This is a genomic window from Variovorax sp. YR634 (genome assembly GCF_900106655.1).
Classification (GTDB): domain Bacteria; phylum Pseudomonadota; class Gammaproteobacteria; order Burkholderiales; family Burkholderiaceae_C; genus Variovorax.
Genome location: NZ_FNOL01000014.1, coordinates 22,620 through 42,574 on the forward strand (window position 1 = coordinate 22,620; position 19,955 = coordinate 42,574).

17 protein-coding genes are annotated in these 19,955 nt (G+C 65.4%); 9 read left to right on the forward strand and 8 right to left on the reverse strand.

What is annotated here, in order from left to right; all coding sequences use genetic code 11:
* The first annotated feature begins 87 nt into the window (after window positions 1–87).
* The 7 genes from BLV60_RS21710 (at window position 88) to BLV60_RS21740 (ending at window position 5,375) form a co-directional block, all read left to right on the forward strand.
* The gene (locus BLV60_RS21710; RefSeq protein WP_093057358.1) at window positions 88–483 is read left to right on the forward strand and encodes an acetyl-CoA carboxylase biotin carboxyl carrier protein; all 396 of its coding nucleotides are present in this window, start codon (window positions 88–90) and stop codon (window positions 481–483) included.
* A 21-nt stretch (window positions 484–504) separates the two neighbouring features.
* Window positions 505–1,269: a LamB/YcsF family protein gene (locus BLV60_RS21715; RefSeq protein WP_093057359.1), complete on the forward strand. Its 765-nt coding sequence runs from the start codon at window positions 505–507 to the stop codon at window positions 1,267–1,269.
* A gap of 165 nt (window positions 1,270–1,434) precedes the next feature.
* Window positions 1,435–2,187, forward strand: a complete 753-nt coding sequence (locus BLV60_RS21720) for an SDR family oxidoreductase (protein WP_093057360.1) — start codon at window positions 1,435–1,437, stop codon at window positions 2,185–2,187.
* 37 nt (window positions 2,188–2,224) lie between these two features.
* Complete coding sequence (locus BLV60_RS21725; RefSeq protein WP_093057361.1) at window positions 2,225–2,926, forward strand: amino acid ABC transporter permease; 702 nt, start codon at window positions 2,225–2,227, stop codon at window positions 2,924–2,926.
* A 12-nt stretch (window positions 2,927–2,938) separates the two neighbouring features.
* Window positions 2,939–3,697 carry an amino acid ABC transporter permease gene (locus BLV60_RS21730; protein WP_093057362.1) on the forward strand — a complete coding sequence of 253 codons (759 nt, stop codon included), beginning with the start codon at window positions 2,939–2,941 and terminating at the stop codon, window positions 3,695–3,697.
* 53 nt (window positions 3,698–3,750) lie between these two features.
* Entirely contained in the window at window positions 3,751–4,485 is a 735-nt protein-coding gene (locus BLV60_RS21735) for an amino acid ABC transporter ATP-binding protein (RefSeq protein WP_093057491.1), read from the forward strand.
* A 47-nt stretch (window positions 4,486–4,532) separates the two neighbouring features.
* A complete protein-coding gene (locus tag BLV60_RS21740; protein ID WP_093057363.1) occupies window positions 4,533–5,375 on the forward strand; it encodes an ABC transporter substrate-binding protein in 843 nt (280 codons plus the stop codon).
* Between the two features lie 16 nt (window positions 5,376–5,391).
* On the opposite strand, the gene BLV60_RS21745 is transcribed toward BLV60_RS21740, so the two are convergent.
* The 4 genes from BLV60_RS21745 to BLV60_RS21760 are packed head-to-tail and all read right to left on the reverse strand — an operon-like array spanning window position 5,392 to window position 10,308.
* Window positions 5,392–7,776: an LPS-assembly protein LptD gene (locus tag BLV60_RS21745; RefSeq protein WP_093057364.1), complete on the reverse strand. Its 2,385-nt coding sequence runs from the start codon at window positions 7,774–7,776 to the stop codon at window positions 5,392–5,394.
* 35 nt (window positions 7,777–7,811) lie between these two features.
* Entirely contained in the window at window positions 7,812–8,501 is a 690-nt protein-coding gene (locus BLV60_RS21750; protein ID WP_093057365.1) for a response regulator, read from the reverse strand.
* 4 nt (window positions 8,502–8,505) lie between these two features.
* On the reverse strand, window positions 8,506–9,267 hold the full coding sequence (locus BLV60_RS21755; protein ID WP_093057366.1) for a nuclease-related domain-containing protein: 762 nt from the start codon (window positions 9,265–9,267) through the stop codon (window positions 8,506–8,508).
* An 18-nt stretch (window positions 9,268–9,285) separates the two neighbouring features.
* Window positions 9,286–10,308: a hypothetical protein gene (locus tag BLV60_RS21760; protein ID WP_143042625.1), complete on the reverse strand. Its 1,023-nt coding sequence runs from the start codon at window positions 10,306–10,308 to the stop codon at window positions 9,286–9,288.
* 306 nt (window positions 10,309–10,614) lie between these two features.
* On the opposite strand from BLV60_RS21760, the gene BLV60_RS21765 reads away from it, so the two are divergent.
* The gene (locus BLV60_RS21765) at window positions 10,615–11,775 is read left to right on the forward strand and encodes a porin (protein WP_093057368.1); all 1,161 of its coding nucleotides are present in this window, start codon (window positions 10,615–10,617) and stop codon (window positions 11,773–11,775) included.
* A gap of 156 nt (window positions 11,776–11,931) precedes the next feature.
* Window positions 11,932–14,058: a type IV pilus secretin PilQ gene (pilQ, locus tag BLV60_RS21770; RefSeq protein WP_093057369.1), complete on the forward strand. Its 2,127-nt coding sequence runs from the start codon at window positions 11,932–11,934 to the stop codon at window positions 14,056–14,058.
* A gap of 21 nt (window positions 14,059–14,079) precedes the next feature.
* On the opposite strand, the gene BLV60_RS21775 is transcribed toward pilQ, so the two are convergent.
* The 4 genes from BLV60_RS21775 to BLV60_RS21790 all read right to left on the reverse strand — a co-directional run bounded on the left by BLV60_RS21775 (window position 14,080) and on the right by BLV60_RS21790 (window position 19,946).
* A complete protein-coding gene (locus tag BLV60_RS21775; protein WP_093057370.1) occupies window positions 14,080–14,628 on the reverse strand; it encodes a hypothetical protein in 549 nt (182 codons plus the stop codon).
* Between the two features lie 307 nt (window positions 14,629–14,935).
* A complete protein-coding gene (locus BLV60_RS21780; protein ID WP_143042626.1) occupies window positions 14,936–15,199 on the reverse strand; it encodes a hypothetical protein in 264 nt (87 codons plus the stop codon).
* Between the two features lie 113 nt (window positions 15,200–15,312).
* On the reverse strand, window positions 15,313–19,371 hold the full coding sequence (locus BLV60_RS21785; RefSeq protein WP_143042627.1) for a pilus assembly protein: 4,059 nt from the start codon (window positions 19,369–19,371) through the stop codon (window positions 15,313–15,315).
* A complete protein-coding gene (locus tag BLV60_RS21790) occupies window positions 19,368–19,946 on the reverse strand; it encodes a pilus assembly PilX family protein (protein WP_093057373.1) in 579 nt (192 codons plus the stop codon). Before BLV60_RS21790 ends, BLV60_RS21785 begins: the two co-directional genes overlap by 4 nt.
* Window positions 19,947–19,955: the final 9 nt, after the last annotated feature.

The following is a 19,955-nucleotide window of genomic DNA, read 5'->3' on the forward strand; positions in this document are numbered from 1 at the left end:
GAAGCCCGGGGGACATTCGCGGAGGGGAGTACCCGGCGGCCTGTGCATCACCCCGAACAAGAGCACCAAAAAGCGAAGGCCTGAAAAATGCAGGACACAGCACTGCGCACCCCACAGCTGGCCGCCTGGCTGGCAGGTACCGATATAGGCCTGCTCGAACTGCGCACGCCACAAGGCACCCTGCGCCTCGGAAGGCAAGGCGACGAAATCATCGAACTGCCGGATGAAGAAGCCGAGCCCGAAATCCTGTCGATCCGCGCCCCTTCGCTCGGCGTATTCCTGCAAAGCCATCCACTGGCTGCTGTACCGCTGGTCCGCATCGGCCAGCGCGTTGAAGCCGGCCAGACCATCGGCCTGTTGAAGATCGGCCCGCTGCTGCTACCCGTGACCGCACCGCAAGCCGGCATCGTCGACAGCATCCACGCGGCCGACGGCCTCGCAGTCGGCTACGGCGCCCAACTGTTCGACCTGCACCCCCTCTGACGAACGAGACAAGGATTCACGATGGACATCGATCTGAATGCAGACCTCGGCGAAGGCTTCGGCCCCTGGCGCATGGGCGAGGACGAAGCCCTGCTCGACATCGTCTCCTCCGCCAACGTGGCCTGCGGCTTCCACGCGGGCGACCCGGTCATCATGGACCGCACCGTGCGCATGGCGCGCCAGCGCGGCGTCGATGTCGGCGCGCACGTGGGCTTTCCCGACCTCATGGGGTTCGGGCGCCGGCCGATGCAGATAGAGACGAAGGAACTGGTGGCATACGTGCTCTACCAGCTGAGCGCGCTGGAGGGCATGGCCCGCACCACCGGCCACCGCATGACGCACATGAGCTTTCACGGAGCGCTCGGCAACATGGCCGCGGCCGACGCCGCGCTGGCCGAGCCGCTGGTGCGCGCCGTGGCCGATTTCGATCCCTCGCTCACCGTCAGCACCTCCGCCAGCCGCGCCATCGAAGGCGCGGCCGAGCGCTGCGGCCTGCGCGTGCGCACCACCTTCCTGGCCGATCGCGCCTGTGGCGACGACGGCCTGCTCGTGCCGCGCAAGCTGCCCGGCGCGGTCATCCACGAGCGCGACGCGGTGCTGGCGCGCGTGCGCCAGCTTCTCGAAGAAGGCACCGTCACCAGCAGCACCGGCAAGAAGATCCCGATGCGCGTGCATTCGATCCTCCTGCACGGCGACACGCCCGGCGCCGTCGACCTGGCTCGCGCCGTGCGTGGCGTGGTCGAGAAGGCGGGGCGCGTGGTGCCCATCTCAAAACAATCGACCTGATGCATCGGGGCACGAACATGGTGCTTACCCTTACTCATATGCACAGATGCCGGGCGACATAAGGGGGGCTTATCGCTCCACAGTCAATCCGTCTTGGCGCCGCCCGCAGGCGCTGGCTACAGTGAAATCCAGGCAGTCATCTGCCCCTTAACGAAAGAACCCGATATGCCGTTTTCCGACTACAAGACCGCGCTGGTGACCGGAGCCTCTTCAGGCATCGGCGCCGCCGTCGTCGAACGCCTGAGCAAGGAAGGCCTCAAGGTCCACGCGCTTGCGCGCAGCGCCGACAAGCTGGCCGACCTGGCCGCGCGCACCGGCTGCATTCCGCACGCCATCGACGTGAGCGACCTCGCCGCCGTCACGCGCCTCGCGAAGGAAGTCGAGTTCGACGTGCTGGTCAACAACGCCGGCGTGGACCGCCCCGGCTCCATCCTCAAGGCCGACGCCGAAGGCATCGACCTGCTGGTGGACGTCAACCTGCGCGCCGTGCTGCACCTGTGCCGGCTCGTGGTGCCCGGCATGGCGGCGCGCGACCGCGGTCACGTGGTGAACATCAGCTCCATTGCCGCGGCCTACAACTTCGGCGGCAACAGCACCTACCACGCGACCAAGGCGGCCGTGAGCATGCTGTCGCGCCAGCTGCGCATCGACTGCTTCGGCAAGCGCGTGCGTGTCACCGAAATCTGCCCGGGCCGCGTGGCCACCGACATCTTCGCGCACGTGCACGGCGACTCCGAAGACACCTACAAGCGCTTCGTCGAAGGCTATGAACTGCCGCAGGCCGAAGACATTGCCAACGCCATCGCCTTCGCCATTGCCGCGCCCATCGCGGTGAACGTGGGCCACATGGAAATCACGCCCACGCTGCAGGTGCCCGGCGGCCTTTCGACCACGCGGCCGGAAACGCCGCGCGACTGAGCCCCAGCTCCATGCACGCCACGCAAAGGAACAGCGCATGAAGGACTTCGACCTGCTGGCGATCCTGCTGAAGCCGGAGTTCGGCGACATGCTGCTGCACGGCCTGCTGGAGACGCTGAAGATCGCGGCCGGCTCCTGGCTGCTGGCGATGACCATGGCCGTCGTGCTGCTGGTGGTGCGGCTCACGCCGAACCGCATTGCCGAGCGCATCGTGGCCGGCTATGTCTCCTACCACCGCAACGTGCCCACGCTGGTGCAGCTCATGTTCTGGTACTTCGGCATCTTCAGCCTGCTGCCCGATGCGCTGCAGGGCTGGCTGTCGGTGCACAACGCCGAGAGGCTGCTGTCGATCGTCGCGCTCGGCCTGTGCCAGGCCGCCTACTTCAGCGAAGACATGCGTTCGGGCCTGCGCGCCATTCCGTCGGGGCAGGCCGAGGCCGCGCGCGCGCTCGGCCACGGCTACATCGGGTCGATGCGCCACGTGATGCTGCCGCAGGCCATCCGCAACGCGGTGCCGGCGCTGGTGAACCACAGCGTGTCGCTCTTCAAGAACAGCAGCCTGGCCATGGCCATCGGCGTGGCCGAGCTGACGCACGCGGTGAAGGAAATCGAGAGCCAGAGCTTTCGCACCTTCGAGGCCTACAGCGTGGCCACCGTGCTGTACCTGGTGTGCTCGCTGCTCATCATGGCGGTGGGCGGCTGGCTGTCGCGGCGCTATCGCATCGTCGGTGCACGTTAAGCAGGAGCCACGATGTTCAGCGTCTACGAAATCCTCCGCGACAACTGGCTGCTGCTGCTGGTCGGCCAGTACCCGACCGGTCCGCTCGGCGGCATCGTCGCCACCCTGATCCTGTCGGTGCTCGGCATCGTGCTGGCCTTTCCGCTGTCGGTGCTGCTTGCGCTGGCACGGCTCTCGCCATGGCGCCTGCTGCGCTGGCCCGCCACCGTGCTGGTGTACGTGGTGCGCGGCGTGCCGCTGCTCATGGTGATTTTGTGGGTCTACTTTCTGGTGCCCATCCTCATCGGGCGCGAGGTGTCGGGCTTCACCACCATGCTGTGCACGCTGGTGATCTACGAAGGAGCCTACCTCTCGGAGGTGGTGCGCGCCGGCATCCAGTCGCTGCCCAAGGGCCAGAGCGAGGCGGCGCGTGCGCTCGGCCACAGCCACCTGGGCACCATGTGGTTCGTGATCCTGCCGCAGGCGCTCTACAACATGCTGCCGAGCATGCTGAGCCAGTTCATCTCCACCATCAAGGAGACCACGCTGGGCTACGTGATCAACGTGCAGGAACTCACCTTCGCGGCCAACCAGATCAACAACCAGCTGCTGACCAAGCCGTTCCAGGTGTTCTTCATCCTGGCGATGACGTACTACGTGGTCTGCTTCAGCCTGACGCAACTGGCGCAATGGCTGGAGCGGCGCATCGCGCACAAGCGGCTCGGCGCCGCGCCGGTGAAGGCCGCCGAAGACGGCGTGCCGCTTCCAACCCCTGTGGTGACCCAGCCATGACAACGCCCGCTCCACACCCCGCAGGGCGGCCCGCTGCCGCCAAGGACGACACCATGATCCTGTTCTCGAACATCAACAAGTGGTACGGCGACTACCAGGCGCTGGCCGACATCAATGCCGAGGTGAAGAAGGGCGAGGTCGTCGTGGTCTGCGGGCCTTCGGGATCCGGCAAGTCCACGCTGATCCGCACCGTGAACCGGCTGGAAGAAGTGAAGTCGGGGCAGCTGCTTTTCGACGGCCACGACATCCATGCGCCCATGGGCAGCGCGGCGCTGAACAAGCTGCGCAGCCGCATCGGCTTCGTGTTCCAGAGCTTCAACCTGTTTCCGCACCTGTCGGTGCTGGAGAACATCATGCTGTCGCCGATGCGCGTGCTCGGCGTGAAGCGCGGCGACGCGAAGGCCAAGGCCGGGCAGCTGCTCGAACGCGTCGGGCTGTCGAACAAGGCGGGTGCGTACCCGGCGCAGCTCTCGGGCGGCCAGCAGCAGCGCGTGGCGATTGCCCGAGCGCTGGCGATGGAGCCGCCCGCCATGCTGTTCGACGAGCCCACCAGCGCGCTCGACCCGGAGATGGTGGGCGAGGTGCTGTCGGTGATGCGCGGGCTTGCCAACGACGGCATGACCATGATGTGCGTCACCCACGAAATGAACTTCGCCCGCGAAGTGGCCGACCGCGTCTGGTTCATGGACGCGGGCCGCATCCTGGAGAAGGCCGACCCCGAGACCTTCTTCGGCAGTCCGCAGCATCCGCGCGCGCAGCGCTTCCTGTCGGACCTGCGTGCGCATTGAGTCCAGTCCCCGTCGTTCACTTTTTCGCAATCTCCCAGGAGCTCACCATGTCGAACAAGACCGTCTTCCGCCTCGCCATTCTTGGCACCTGTCTCAGCGCGGCCTCGCTGCTCGCGCACGCCGACCAGTGGAGCGACATCAGCCAGCGCAAGGAGCTCAAGTGCGGCACCTTCGCCGACGTGCCCCCCTTTGCGGCACCCGACCCGAAGACGCGCGAGATGGTGGGCCACGACGTCGACCTGTGCAATGCGCTCGCCAAGGAGCTCGGCCTCACCGCCAAGGTCACGCCGCTGTCGGTGGAGGCGCGCGTGCCCGAAGTGAAGCTCGGCCGCGTCGACGTGACCATCGCCAACCTGGCCTACACCAAGAGCCGCGGCGAGCAGATCCAGTTCAGCGACCCGTACTACGTGGCCAAGGAAATGCTGGCCGTCAAGGCCTCCGACCCCGGCACGGCCAAGGCAGACTTCAAGGGCAAGCGCCTGAGCTCGACCAAGGGCTCCACCTCCGAGATGTCGATCAAGATGAACGGCTCGGAGCCGGTCACGTTCCAGGACACCGGCTCGGCCTTCATGGCGGTGCAGCAGAACAAGTCGGTCGGCATGGTCGCCAACACCATGACCATCACCAAGCTGGTCAACCAGTCGAAGACCGAAGGCGTCGCGCTGAAGATGATCAAGGACCCGATGGTGCTCCAGCCCATCGGCATCGGCATGAAGAAGGACGAGCCCGTGCTGCTGTCCAAGGTGAACGCTGCCCTCTACGCGCTGGAGAAGTCGGGCGAGCTCGACCGCCTCTGGGCCAAGTGGCTGGGCCCGAACACCGAATACAAGATGGTGCGCGAAGAGAAGGTCACGCCGCTGGCTGACCTGAAGTTCGAACTGCTGCCCTGAACCGACCTGAAGCCCCTCAGTCGTAGTTCGTGAACCGGCTCGGCTCCTGCGTAGGGGCATTCAACGGCTGGTAGCCCTGGATGTTCTGCAGCAGCGTGCTCGTCGGGTTCGAGCCGATGTTGCCGAAGCCGTTGAACTGGATCTGGAACATCAGCCGCGTGTCGGGCGTGGTGCGGCCCGACACGAGGCGCTCGAGCACGACGCGGCCCACCCAGCAGCAGGCGTTGTACTCCGCGCCGATCAGGCTGTCGGACATCGCGTGGTCGTGCAGGCTGTAGCTCAGCCGCCCCACCGCATACCAGCGCCCCGGGTCCGTGGGCGACTTGTTGCCGAAGAGGCCTCTCGTCAGCTCGCTCAGCGGCCACTGCCAGTTGAAGTCCACCGTCTTCGTGCCGTCGTCCGCGGTCGAGCTGCTGTCTGCCTGGTAGCGGAAGGCCGCGGTGAGCGTGTGGTACGGCGCAGGCGTGTAGCGCAGCGTGAGCGCGTCGCGCGAGCTCTTGCCGGTATCCATGTTGTATTGCGCGATGCCGTCCACGCTCCACTTCGGATTCCAGTGCACCAGCCCACCGACGATGAAGTCGCCCGTGCGGTCGGTCACGGCGGTGCCGCTGGGCAGCGTGACGTTCTGGTCGCTGAAGCGAAAGCGCTGCGCGATGCCGAAGCGTGCCGACTCGGCGCCGGTGGTCGGGTCGATCAGGCGCGTGCTCACGCCTGTGGTCAGCGTGTTGGTGTCCGAGACGCGGTCGTTGCCAGAGAACGCGTTCTCTGTATAGAGCGTGGCAAAGCTGATGTCATTGGCGGCCGTGTCGTACACGGGCAGCTGGCTCTGGTCGCGGTAGGGCGTGTGCACGTAGAAGGCGCGCGGCTCCAGCGTCTGACGCCATGCGCGCCCGAAGAGGTTGGTGTCGCGCTCGAACACCAGGCCGCTGTCGAGGCTTACGGTCGGCACCACGCTGGTGATGGAGGTCGCGCCGCTGGCCAGCGCCGAATCGAGCTGGTAGGCGGCGGTGTGCAGCAGCAGCTTCGGAATCACGTAGCCGCCTGGTGTGACCCACGGCCGGCTGATCTGCAGGTTGCCGACCATGCGCTCGCCGTTGGGCTGCTTGATGCCGTTGAGCGTGGGCGAGTAGGCCGAATCGATCTCGAAGCGTGTGTAGTCCAGCGTGCCCGACACGTCGAAGCCGTGCCAGTCGTACTTGTTGTAGTTTGCCGTGATCTGCGGCACGCGGTTGTACGAAGGCGTGATGGGCGAGGCCGCGTACTGCAGCGTCTGGTAGGCGAGGGTGCGCGCCTGGCCGCTCCAGTCGCCCTTGGTCCAGTTGAGGTCGAACTCGTTGGTGAGCGTGCGCGAGGTCAGCGTGGGTGTGTGCGAGAAGTCGCGCCAGTAGTCGTCGTCGCTCACGCGGTTGATGTTGAACGAGGTGCTTAGCGAATCGAGCCCGAAGGGCTTGGGATCCAACTGCTGGTCGTGCTTGGCCCAGAGGCCCCATCGGTTGATGCCGCGCAGGCTGTCGCTGGGCATCTCGTCAACGCGGATCTGGCCGCTGTAGGTTTTCTCGAGGTAGCGGAACTCGGTGCCCAGGTTCACGCCGCGGCTGGTCATGATCTCGGGATACAGCGTGAGGTCGCGGTTGGGAGCAATGTTCCAGTAGTAGGGCTGCAGGTACTCGAAGCCGTTGGTGGTGTCGTAGCCGATCACCGGCGGCAGCAGGCCGCTCTGGCGCGCGTTGCTGAGCGGAAAGCTCACCGACGGTATCGAGGGCGTGGTCACGCCGAGGAAGCTGATCTGCGCGTCGGTGGCGGTTGCGAGGTTGGTGTCGGTGTCGGTGGTCATCGTGACCGCCGTGAGCATCCACGCAGGCACCCAGCTCGAATAGTTCTCGCGCAGGCAGGTGGTGTAGGTGGCGTGCCGCGCGATCGACACCTTCGGGTCGACGAAGTCGATGCGGTCGGCCTCGCCATGCCCGCCGTTGGCCAGCAGCGTGTAGCGCACGTGGTTGAAGAAACCCTCGAAGCTCTCGACCTTCAGGTGCAGCTCGGGGCCTTCGTACACGTTGCCGGCCTGGTTCAGGTGCACGTTGCCTGTGGCCGTGGCCAGATCGCCCGGCGGCTGGTATTCGAGCCGGTCAGCCGTGATGCGCGTGTCGCCGCGCCGCAGCGAAGCATTGCCCTCGACCACCACTTCGAGGTCGGGCCGACCGCTGAGCTTGTCGCCGTCGACCAGGCTCGGGCGCGTGCTGCGCTCGGTTGGTGCGATGGTCTCCGCGAGCTCTGGCGTGCGGCGCAGCGTCATCGGCGCCTCGGTCCATGTTTCCTGTGCCGGGGCCGTTTGCGCGCGCAGCAGAAGCAGCGACAGCAACACCATCGGCGGCCGCGGAAAACCGCGCCAGCGTAATTTCATGTGAGAGGATTTCCAGGAAGCAAGCCGGCGTCGGGTCAGGCGTCTTGCCTGGCCTGCGATTCCCATGCAAAGCCGACGCCATAGACCGAGCGGATCCAGTCGTGCTCGGTCGAGACGGTGGCGAGCTTCTTTCTGAGGTTCTTGATGTGGGTGTCGACCACGCGTTCGTTGACGTCGAGCGCCTCCGGGAACGCGGCTTCGAGCAGCTTCGAGCGCGTCAGCACCCGCCCTGGCTCCTGCGAAAGCGCGCGCAGCAGCAGCGACTCGCGGCGCGTCAGGGGCAGGTAGTGCCCGTCGAGAATCGCGCAGCCGCGCACGGCTCCGAAGGTGATCGGCACCGAAGGCCGGGCGACGATGCGGCGCTGCGCATAGCGCCGCAGCACCGTGTGGATGCGCACCACGACTTCCCTCGGAGAAAAGGGCTTGCACACGTAGTCGTCCGCACCGAGCTCGAAGCCGCGCAGCCGGTCGGCCTCGTGTGCGAGCGCCGTCAGCATGATGATCGGGTGGTCGCTGCGCGCGCGGATCTTCTCCAGGATCTGCAGGCCGTTGACGTGCGGCAGCTGAACGTCGAGCAGCGTGAGCGCGGGCGGCGAGGTCAGGATGCGATGGAGCGCGACCGCGCCGTCGTCGATGTGGTCGACTTCGTGCCCGGCGCGGTGCAATTCGTCCAGCAGCACCGACGCGGCGTCGCGCCCTTCCTCCACCAGCAGGATCCGGCTCATCGCGTCATTGCAGCTTCAGGACGCCCGGATGCGCCGGCCTGACCGGGGCCTGCGCGCTCTTTTCGCGACTGTTCCTCATGTGGTCGTCGACCGTCAGGTTGCCCTGCAGGCCGGTCAGCAGCCGCAGCGTGCGGTCGATGGCGTCGTCGTCGAGCATCGGATAGCCCTGCTCGGTGCGCCCGTTGTTGCGCGCCACGCGCGCGATGTAGGGCAGGTCCTGCGGCGTGATGACGACGGACGGCATCACGCCCTGCAGTTCCACGCCCTCGAACGGCAGCAGCACGAAGTACTGCACCCGCAGGTCGGGTGGCAGCAGGCTGCGCAGGTGCGTGGTCTTGCGGCCGCACTGCCAGGCCGGGTCTTTCACCTCGCGCGCCAGCGAATGCCCGTTCTGGCGCAGGAACCAGCGCGGCAGCGCCTGGGCGGCGGTCTTGCGATACACCACCGCGTTGCGCCAGCCCTTCACCTCGAACAGGTACACGCCGGCCTCGCACACCAGTGCCACGTCGAAGCGCGCCGTAGGCACGGCGCTGCCTTCGTACATGGGGATGACGAGATCCCGCAGCACATGCATCCGATCGAATGCGGGCTGGAACGCACTGACGAGTTGCTGGATGGCCAGCGTGGTCGCCGTGGTGTTGTTCGCTTGCTCGCCGTCCGCCGGGCACGCGCGGCGCACGGGTGCGGCAGTGTCGGGCTTCGGGTGTCCGTGGCCGGCCAGCTTCAGCACGGGGCGGGTGGGGACTTTATGCAAGGCAGTGGTCATGTAAGGCTCCTTCGAACTTCAAGGATTGCGCAACTTTCGGGAGACTTTGTGCAGAAACGGCAATTGATCCGTTTGTTCGGCCTGCGCGGATTGCGGGCCCGCGATCGAGTCGATCGACGGGCTGTTTCCGATGCTTCCCATGAAGACGACCCACGCAAGCGCCAGCTCGCCGTTGGCTGCGGCCAGCACGTGCAGGTCGAGCAGCAGGCCCTGGAAGTCCTCCATCAGCTGCACTTCGGAGATCTCGCCGCGGTCGCGGCGCTGCTTCGACGATTCGAATTCGGCCCTTGCATTCGCGACGCGCGCGTACGCGGTGTTCGCGATGTCGCTCTGCGCTTGCAGGCGGCGCAGTGCCTCTGAAACCTGCTCTCGTGCCTGCGCGACCGCGTGCACGTAGAAGGGATTGCCGGGCATGTCGATGTTCTGTTGCCCTTCGTTCGACGCTTCGTTCGTCGCCTCGTTCGTCGCTTCGATCACGCCGTCGGGCATCGCGCTCGCGTCGGCGCCGTAGAGTGCGGCGGCCAGGTTGACGTCGTTCCTGTTTGAAAGCACCGCCATCGGGAGCTCGCGCGGCACCTCGGCTGCGAAGCGGGGCAGCGACTTGTCCTGCAATGCGTCGGCGAGCATTTCGTTCAATGCAGCTTCCGACATGTGGCACTGCTTCGCCAGATAAGAGATGTAGCTTGCGCGCTGCACCTGCAGCTTGCCGATGGTCGTTTCCGCGCTGGCGTGCCGCGCCGCGAGCTGCTTCGCAAAGTCGTCGTACGGCTGCGCGGTGCCCTGGATGAGCATGGTTTGCCGCACGACGGCGGAACGCGTGTTCTCCAGATAGAGCAGCTCGAGCGTCTTTACCTTGAGCGCGATGTAGGTCGCGGCCACGCCCGATTCGTTGGCGCCGCCCGATGCGGCCATCAACCGGTTCATTGCCGTGTCCTCGAAGCTGGCCCACCAATGTTGCTGCTGCGTGTTTGCCGGCGCCTGCGTGCGCACCTTGTGGTCGACGAACATGCTCGCCGCAAGCACGGAGGTGGAGTGAACCATTGCGATGCTCGTGCTGGCGCATGCGATGGCCAAGGCCCCGCAAATCGCCGCTATCAGGATTCGTGAGCGCTTCACCTGTGAGTCTCCAGCTTCGTCATGCGTGGATCTTTTCAGGCGATCTGGGAGAAATTTGAAGGACGCTGCAATGGCCCTGCCGCATGAGGCCTGCGCGTGTGTGATGTACGCGCACAACACTCGAAGCCGCAGAAAACGGAACCACCAAATTCCTCCTGATTTGGGCGAAACCATGCGTACAGCCGGTCGATACCGAACGGCCGCATCAGACCTGAAACTGGAGAACCCTGAATGAAGAAAACCCTCACGGCATTCGCTGCCCTGGCCGTCTGCGGCCTGGCTTCTGCCCAATCGTCCGTCACGTTGTTCGGCGTCGTGGACGCTGGCCTGACCTACCAGTCGAGCACCTCGCGCGACACGACCACCGGCGCGTCGGTCAAGCAAAGCAAGACGAGCCTGGGCAACTCGGCCTACAACTCCAGCCGCATCGGCTTCCGCGGCACCGAAGACCTCGGCGGCGGGCTGGCAGCGAGCTTCTGGCTCGAAGCGCCCATCACCAACGACGACGGCGCCACCGGCATCTCCACCTTCGCGCGCCGCTCCACCGTGAGCCTGTCGGGTGGCTTCGGCGAGCTGCGCCTGGGCCGCGACTACACCGCCACCTTCTGGAACGACACCGTGTTCGACCCGTTCGGCACCAACGGCTCGGGCACCAACGTCATCAGCACCGTCAGCGGCAACACCACCATCAACAACGCCAACTACGTGCGTGCCAGCAACTCGATCGGCTACTTCCTGCCGCCGAACCTGGGCGGCTTCTACGGCCAGGTGCAGTACAGCCTGCACGAGAACGCCAGCACCGACGCCACCAGCACCACTGCAGCTTCCAGCAGCACGGCTGGGCGCTACGTCGGTGGCCGCTTCGGCTACGCCAACGGTCCCCTGGACGTGGCACTGGCCGTGGGCCAGAGCACCGTCGTGGACACCACCGCGCTGGAGCGCAGGGTGCAGACCATCAACCTGGGCGCTTCGTACGACTTCGGTCCTGTGAAGCTGTTCGGCGAGCTGTCGAACGTGAAGAACAAGTTCGACTACGCGGCAGCGGCTGACACGCACGACACCTACAACGGCTACCTGATCGGTGCGACCGTGCCGGTGGGCGCAGGCCTGATCCGCGTGGCGTACTCGCAAGTGCGCTACAACGAAGGCACGGCCGGCATCACGGGCGAAGACCCGATGGCACGCAAGTTCGCAGTTGGCTACGTGCACAACCTGTCCAAGCGCACGGCGCTGTATGCGACGGTGGCGCGCGTGAACAACCGCAACGACGTGAACTACACGGGCAGCCTGGTGTCGGCCAGCACCACGGGCTACGGCAGCACGGGCACCAGCTACACGGGCCTGCCGCGCTCTTCCACCGGCTACGACTTCGGTATCCGCCACGCGTTCTGATGACGTGAGGACGTGAAGGGAGCAGCGCGGCCAGCAAGCGGCCGCGCTGCTCGCCCCCGCTGCGCAGCATGGACTGCGCGGCGCCGGGGCATCGCTGCGCTCGGGAGGGACCTCAGGGCAGCGAGGAGATGGAGCCGCAGTTTCAAGGCAGGTGAAATGAAAAAACAGTCATTCGTGCTCGCGCGCTGGTTGCGCGCGTCCGTCTTCTTGCTCGTTGCCTTCGGGTCGCTCGCAGCGGCGCAGGCACAGGCACAGAACAGAATCGAATCAGTCACGGGCTCCGTGCAGGCAGGCAGCGAAGTGCTGCGTGTCGATTTTTCCGAACCGTTGGCCGCAGCGCCCAACGGCTTCGCCATCCAGTCGCCGGCGCGCATCGCGCTCGACTTTCCTGGCATGACCAGCCGCCTGGGTCGGGAAGCCATCGACATCAGCCAGGGCAACCTGCGCTCCGTCAACGTAGTGCAGGCGGGCGAGCGCTCGCGCCTCGTGCTCAACCTGAAGCAGGCGACCGCCTATACGACCGAGCTGCGCGGCAAGTCGCTGCTGGTGGTGCTGCAACCCGCGGCGGGCCCCGCGCTGGTGGCTTCTACACCCTTCGAGTTTGCCGAGAACCGCAACCGCGACGTGCTGCCATTGCGCGACGTCGATTTCCGCCTGGGCACCGAGGGTGCCGGCCGCGTGATCGTGTCGCTGCCCAACGACCAGGTGGGCGTGGACATCCGCCAGCAGGGCAAGGGCCTCGTGGTCGAGTTCACCAAGTCGTCGCTGCCCGAGGGGCTGAACCGCCGGCTCGACGTGTCCGACTTCGGCACGCCGGTTCAGTCGGTGAGCATGCAGCAGTCCGGCGACCGCGTGCGCATGGTGATCGACCCGCGCGGCGAATGGGAGCACAGCGCCTACCAGAGCAACAGCCAGTTCGTGGTGGAGGTGCGTCCGCGCAAGGAAAACCCCAACAAGCTCGCGCAAGGCACGGGCTACAGCGGCGAGAAGCTGTCGCTGAATTTCCAGAACATCGAGATCCGCTCGCTGCTGCAGGTGATTGCGGACTTCACCAACTTCAACATCGTCACTTCGGACTCCGTCAGCGGCACGCTCACGCTGCGCCTCAAGGACGTGCCCTGGGACCAGGCGCTCGAGATCATCCTGGAGGCGAAGAACCTCGGCATGCGCAAGAGCGGCAGCGTGCTGCGCATCGCGCCGGAAGACGAGCTCAATGCCAAGGAAAAGATCAAGTACGAGGCGCAGGCCACGCTGCAGGGACTGGAGCAGCTGCGCACGCAGTCCTTCCAGCTCAACTATGCGAAGGCCGCCACGGTGGCGCAGGGCCTTACCGGCACCGGAAGCAGTGGAGGCGGCGGTGGCAGCTCGGGCTCGACCACCCGCATCCTGAGTTCACGCGGCAGCGTGCTGGCCGAGGTGCGCACCAACCAGCTCTTCGTGACCGACATTCCCTCGCGGCTGTCGCAGGTGGCTGACCTCCTGCAGAAGCTCGACGTGCCGGTGCGCCAGGTTCTGATCGAGGCGCGCTTCGTCGAGGCGACCGATACCTTCAGCAAGTCGCTGGGTGTCAAGCTCGGCGGCGGCTCCGTCAATTCGAACTCGTCGGTGGGCGTGACGCCTTCCGTCAGCTCGACCACGACCGGCGGCGTGACCACCACCACCAGCACCAACACTTACTCGAGCACCAGCTTCGTCAACCTGCCGGCTACCAGCACGACCGGCGATGCGGTCGGAACTTTCGCTCTGTCGCTGTTCAATTCGAGCCTGACGAAGATGCTCAACCTCGAAATCTCCGCGCTGGAGGCGGACGGCAAGGGCAAGGTGGTGTCGAGCCCGCGCGTGGTGACGGCCGACCAGACCAAGGCACTGATCGAGCAGGGCACCGAGCTGCCCTACCAGGTAGCGACATCGAGCGGCGCCACGTCCATCGCGTTCCGCAAGGCCAACCTCAAGCTCGAGGTAACGCCGCAGATCACGCCCGAGGGCAACATCATCCTGGCGCTCGACGTCAACAAGGACACCGTGGGCCAATCGACCACGGCGGGCTACGCCATCAACACCAAGCACATCCAGACCGAAGTGCTGGTGGAGAACGGCGGCACCGTCGTCATCGGCGGGGTCTTCGAGCTGACGGACACCAACTCGGAGTCCCGCGTGCCGGTGCTGGGCGAACTGCCAATGGTCGGCGCGCTGTTCCGCACCCGCAGCCGGGTCAACAACAAGACCGAGATGCTGATCTTCATCAGCCCGAAGATGATTTCGGATCGGAACGCGGCGCGTTGAGCCTGATCGCCACAGGCGCATCTACAGGCGCATCAGGGATCGCTTCTGGCTTTCGGCCTTCTTCGCGGCCTGCAGTCTCAGGCCCAACGCTGTCGCCTGTGCTGCAATCTGGTCTCTCAGGGCCCTCACCCGGTCCCTGAGCGCGACGAGATTCGCCGTGATGGTGGCTCGGCGCACGGTGTCGGCTCCGTCGATCAGGCGGCACACGTTTTCTATGCCCGACAAGAGGCCTTCCAGCTGGGTGATGAGGAACAGGCATTCCTTGCGCAGCAAAGTGAGCTTCTTCACCAGCGCCTTGAGGGTCTCCAGGTTCCCCGTCAACCTGACCGCGAGCTGTTGTGTGATCTCTGCCGCATGTGGCTGCCACTGCGTCTGGAATCTGAAGAGCATGTTGGTGAAGATCGGTACGGTCGCCAGATGCATGTCGGACCCCAGGGCCAGCTGGGTCAGGTGGTGCGTCCGATTGCTCGTTCGGTGCAGCGCACCCAGTACCGGCACAAGCCCGGGCCCGATGTTGGTCAGGATCAGGTGGAGTATTTCCACGGGCATCGACAGCAGGCCGACCGGCATGGGCTGGTGTGCGATGGGAACTATCGTGATGGTGTTGGAGGCAGACTGAACGGCCACCGAGCCGCCTGGGGGCGGTGGCAGATCGGGAGGCGGGTGAGGAGAGTCAGGCGCCAACTCCTCCGGCAGAGTGCCTTCGTCAACAAAGGGGCCGCACCTTGGGCGCTGGGTGCAATAGACCGGGGGAGTGTGCGGGTCCCAGCATTTCAGACCGCAGCTGCAAACATAGGGTGGCATCGCTGTTCTCCTCGAAGTGCGATGGAGGCCGTCGTCCCGCTCGCGATTCTCGAAGAGTGCCGTCCGGCTGCAATCACCCGATCATGTGATCCGCCCCTGGCGCCTGCCGGATGGCCGTCCTGTCCGGCGCCGCCTCGGCTTCTTCCTGCTCCATCCAGTGCGTCCCGGCGCCATGTGCCTTGTTGCCGGCCTCCACGGCCGCCTGGAATGCGGCGCGCACCGACGGCGTGTCAGGCTCCCACAGCCAGTGGCCCTCGACGGGGTGCCCGAACAGGCCCACGCACGGCAATCGCCAGCGCAGGCGGATCCATGGGCGCGAAGCTGCGGGAGTGCACATGCCGGCGAGTCTGCGCGGCGATGTGGGAGACATCTTGAGGGGAGCGCCTTGTGTGCAGCCGGCGTTGTCTTCCAACGCCGACTGTCAGGTTGGCAATGCCCTTGTGCCCTTCCTCACTGCCCATCGGTCAGCCGCCGCCAGGAGATGCGGCGTGTGCTGCTTGAGGAGGAAACCGGAATGGTGGTCGTCGTCACGGTACCGGTGGAGTCCTTTGTGGTAGCGACGGTCTTGCCGCTGCTGGTCACCGCGAGCGCAGCCGAACTCGACAAGCCCGAGCTCGACAGCAGCACGCCCGTATTGCTGGCGCCCGACACCGCCAGGCCGGTGGCGTAGTTGACGTAGTTGATGTAGCTGGAGCCGCCGGTGCTGCAGGCGCCCGAGGTGCTGGGCGTGTTGGAGACGTAGACCAGCGTGCCGGAAGAAAGCACCGGGTCCTCGTCGACGCGTTCGCCCGACTCGGGCATGTCCACGAACCAGCCGTACATGGTGCTGAAATTGGTGGAGTAGCTCACTGAACTGGCAGCCGTGCGCACCCCGGAGGTGTCGGTGAGCGTCAGCTTGACGAAGCAGTTGGTCACCGTTCCCGTGCTGCATGCATTGCTGCGCGGGTTGCTGTAGATGGCGCTGGTGGTGGAGCTGCCGCTCAGCGAGTCCTTGATGGCGTACATGGACTGCACCTGTGTCGTCGTGATGTCGGTCACGCCCAGGTATGAGCCGGTGCCGACGAAGACCACGTGCTGGCTGCTCACCAGCCCCAGTTCCGGCGCGGTGGTGATGGGCTGGCGGTTGCCCGAGCTATCCGACAGCGTGGCCAGAAGCTGCACCGTGGCGCTGCCGCTGCTGGAAGCCAGGGCGCTGATGTCGAAGCGCCAGAGATTGCCGAACAGGTCGCCGCCGTAGAGCTGTGTGGTCGTGTTGTCTGTGGAGCTGTTGGTCCAGCCGCTGATCTTCGCCAGGCCGCTGGGGCAAGGCGCGACGGAACAGCCGGTCACCGTGCCACCGCTGGAGGTGGTGCCCATGCCGTTGTCTATTTTCTTGATCAGCGCGCCGGTCATGGCGTTTCTCACCCACAGATGGCCTTCGCCGTCGCCGTCGGAGACGTTGTTGTAGCCGGAGCTGAGGATGACCGCCCAGGTCCCGTCCGACAGCTTGGTGATCACCGGGGCGCCATAGGTGTAGCCCAGGTCCACGTCGTACAGATTGGGCGTGAGCGTGCTGCTTGAACTGAATTCCCACAGCACCGTCGGGGAGGCCGGGTCTGTCACGTCCAGTGCGAAGTACGCGCGGCCGCCATCGCCCAGGCCGCCCACGATGATGGTGTGCCAGGCACTGTTGTAGTAGACGTCGGCCTGCGTGATCTGGCCGTCCACGAAGTAGACGTGGTTGGACGCATAGTTCTTGTCCGCCAGCTTGTACAGGTTAGGCAGCAGAACCGAGGGGATGTACGCCCAGGTCTCGGCGCCTGTGTCGGCGTTGAAGGCATGCAGCATGCCGTCGTTGGAACCCACATAGACCATGCCCTGGCGCGAGGCGTAGGTGGACTTGAAGGTGGCATAACCCGAGTCGCTGTAGCTGCGCGAAGGGGCCTTGATGTACACCGGCGTGGAGTTGACGACGTCGCCCAGGACGTGGGTGCGCGAACGGTAGTACTTGGTGTTGGTGGAGCCTTCGTTGCTGCGGTCGCCACGCAGGTAGTTCACCAGGTTCACCGCGCCCGCGCCGGTGGTGGTGCCGGCGGTGGTGCTGTTCACCTGGGATGCCGTCGCCAGACAGGCGCTGCCCGAACTGCACAGCTGGGACAGCGAGCTGATCGACGCGATCTTGAAGTAGCCCTGCATCGTTGTCGTGAGCGCATCCCAGGAAAAACTGAGCTTCGTCGCGGTGCTGGGGTCGTAGGTGAAGATGGTGCGCGAGGCGTAGCCGACGTTGTCCAGCAGTGCCGTGGTGGTGAGGCTGCCCGAAGTGCTCGAGCAGTCGGAGCCCGCGCCCGACTCGGCCCAGTCGGCGGTGGTGGAGGTGACTCCGGTGCTGGAATTGACCGCGTAGCGCGCCAATTCACCAAACCACTTGCCGGAACAATAGGTGGTCGAGAAGGTGTAGCCGGCCGTGGTGGAGGTCAGCACGGGCGCGCTTTGCGCAACAGCTGCGGAGCTGCTGGTCGTGGCGTCCACGGTATTGAGGAAGTTGGTCAGGCCGGTCTTGATATCGGCCGCGTTGGACGCGCTGTAGTAGCTGCCCCGGCCGTTGACGGCGGCATGCCACAGGTCGTCGATGGCGGTTTGCGTGTCGCTGACCGGCGTGGGCCAGTTGCAACTGCCGGAGCTCTGCCAGCCGCACACTCCGGAAGTCTGCGTCGTGCTGCTGGTGGTGGTCCCGTTGGCGACGTCGTAGTAGTCGCCGCTCGTGGCATTTGCATAGTCCGCATCGAACAGCATGTAGCCCGAGGCACCCAGGCCGATGGTGGATGTCACCATGTTCTGGCGCTTGTTGGAATAGCTGTTGCTGGAGACATCCGTGCCGCTCGAATTCGTCGTGTTGCTCAGGGAGGATGAGCGCAGGTCGGTGACGTAGTAGTACTCCGCCACGTCGGCCAGCGTGTTGGACACTTTGTTGCCATCGAGATAGGGGCGGGACTCGCTGCTGTCCTGGTCGCCGATGGCGGTGGATCCATCGGCCTTGTAGGGTGTCGCGGTCTCGTTCCAGTAACCGTCGGTCGACAGCAGTGTGTAGTTGCGCTGGCAGGCGTACTGCATCGGATCGGTGGTCGTGACTCCATTGATGGAGGAAACCTTGGCGGCGAAGTAGCGCCCGGCATTCGACAATGCAGTGCGAAGCGGCGTGGTGCTGCTGGCCTGGGCGGCCACGAGCTTGCCGTACCACAGCGACTTCTGCCCGCCGCTGGTGGTGGTGTTGTCGGCGATGTTCAGGAAATCCGTCGAACTGCTGACTTTGTTGATGGTCATGTAGCCCAGCCGGTAGCTGGAGGTCAGCCCGCTGAAGGCGAGCGTCGTGGCGCTCTTCATCGTTTGCATGCGGGTGTGGTAGTAAGCCCACCAGTTGGCGAAGTTGGTCATCTCCTCCGCATAGGTGCAGGTGGTGCTGTTGGTGGTGCAGTCGGTGCGCGTCGTGGAGCGGGCGCTCGTGCCGGGGTAGGCATAGGTCGACGTGCTGCTGCTGATGGTGGTCTGCACCCAACTGCCCGGCGTGCCGCCGCTGAAGGCGGTGACGGTGGCCGTCATGCTGCCGGATTGCGTGACCACGGGCGAATAGCCATAGGCATCGGTGCCCTTGGGCGAGGTGATGGTCACGGTGCTGCCGCTGCGGCTGGCGCTGTAGCCGGCAATGCCGCAGTTGCCGGTCTTGCTGCTGGTGCAGTTGTTGATGGCCGTGACGATGTTGGTGGCCACCGTGGTGGACGACGTGCTGGCCGTGGTCGTGGCCGAGAGAATCTGCACGCCGTTGACAGTGATGCCGCTGATGCTCGTGCTGCTCGATCCGCTGATGACGATCGTTGCGGTGGAGCTTATGCCCGGATACCGCGGGTACTTGTAGGTGGCCGGCGCGGAGGTGCTGTCGATGTATGCGGCCTGGCAGGTGCTCAGTGCGGACGTGGTGCACCAGCGCAGGTAGGCCGGGTAGGCATAGGCGGTGGTGGCCGCACTCTGCTTGTTGCAAGTGCGCAGGTTGGCCGAGGAGCAGTACTCGCCCGGAATGAAGGTGTAGTACGTGGCGGGGGTGGTTGTTCCCGTGAGGTCGGTCGTGCCCGTGGAGATGATGCCGAAGCCGTCGGTCGGCACTTTGGCCCATGCCGACGTGTTGGCCGAAGTCATGCTGGTGTAGCTGGTGCCGGCGTAGTTGACAGGCGGCGAATAGGTGACCGACGGGTCGTAGTAGATGCCGTTGAAGCGGCTGTTGCGGTAGAGGTACGGATAGCTGCTGGCGCTGTAGTCGTCTGCCCAGTCCGGCAGGTAGGCTGACGCCATGCTGCCGGAGTTGTCCAGGATGAACATGATGTTGGGCTTGACCAGCGTGGCCGAGGACGTTTCCAGCGGGGCCGTGGCCAGGTCGGTGAGAGCACCGAAGGCGGGTGCTCCGAGGATCAGCGCCAGGGCGCCCATGCAGGCGCGCCAGCGGCCGGCGATCGACCTGCGGCCGGGAAGGAACATATTCATAGGGCGACCATGGCTTGCGTGAAGGAGACGGTATTGCGCGGCCCGCTCACCTTGACGGTGATGCGGTAATAGACCTGAGTGCTGGACGTTTGGGTGCTGCCGGACTTCTTGCTTCCACCGGTGTTCACGGTCAGGGGTGAACTGCCACAACCGTTGGTGGATGACGCATCGCCTGTGCTGGCGCACATGCGCTGGATCAGATAGGCAGCGGTATTGCCCGAGCTGTCCTGGCTCAGCTGGATGGCGGTGTAACCCGCACTGGCCAATTGGGTCCACAGCTGCGACCAGGACTGCGTGCTGCCGGGGTCGGTGCGCGTGGCGGCGTAGCCATGGCTCGCCTGGTCGCAGGCCAGCACGGAGGTTCCTGTCGAACAAGCGCTGGCGGTGCTGGAACTGGTCTGTCCGCTGTTGTTCTCCAGCCAGGTCACCGCCGTCTCCACCGCCTGGTCGGCAGAGGTGGCAGCCGCCTGTTCGAAGGCTAGGTTGCCGGCGATGCTCGCCGAGCTGGAGACGGTGCGCATGAGGCCGATAGCGGCCATGCTCATGATCGCCAGCGCAATCAGGACGATGATCATGACGAAGCC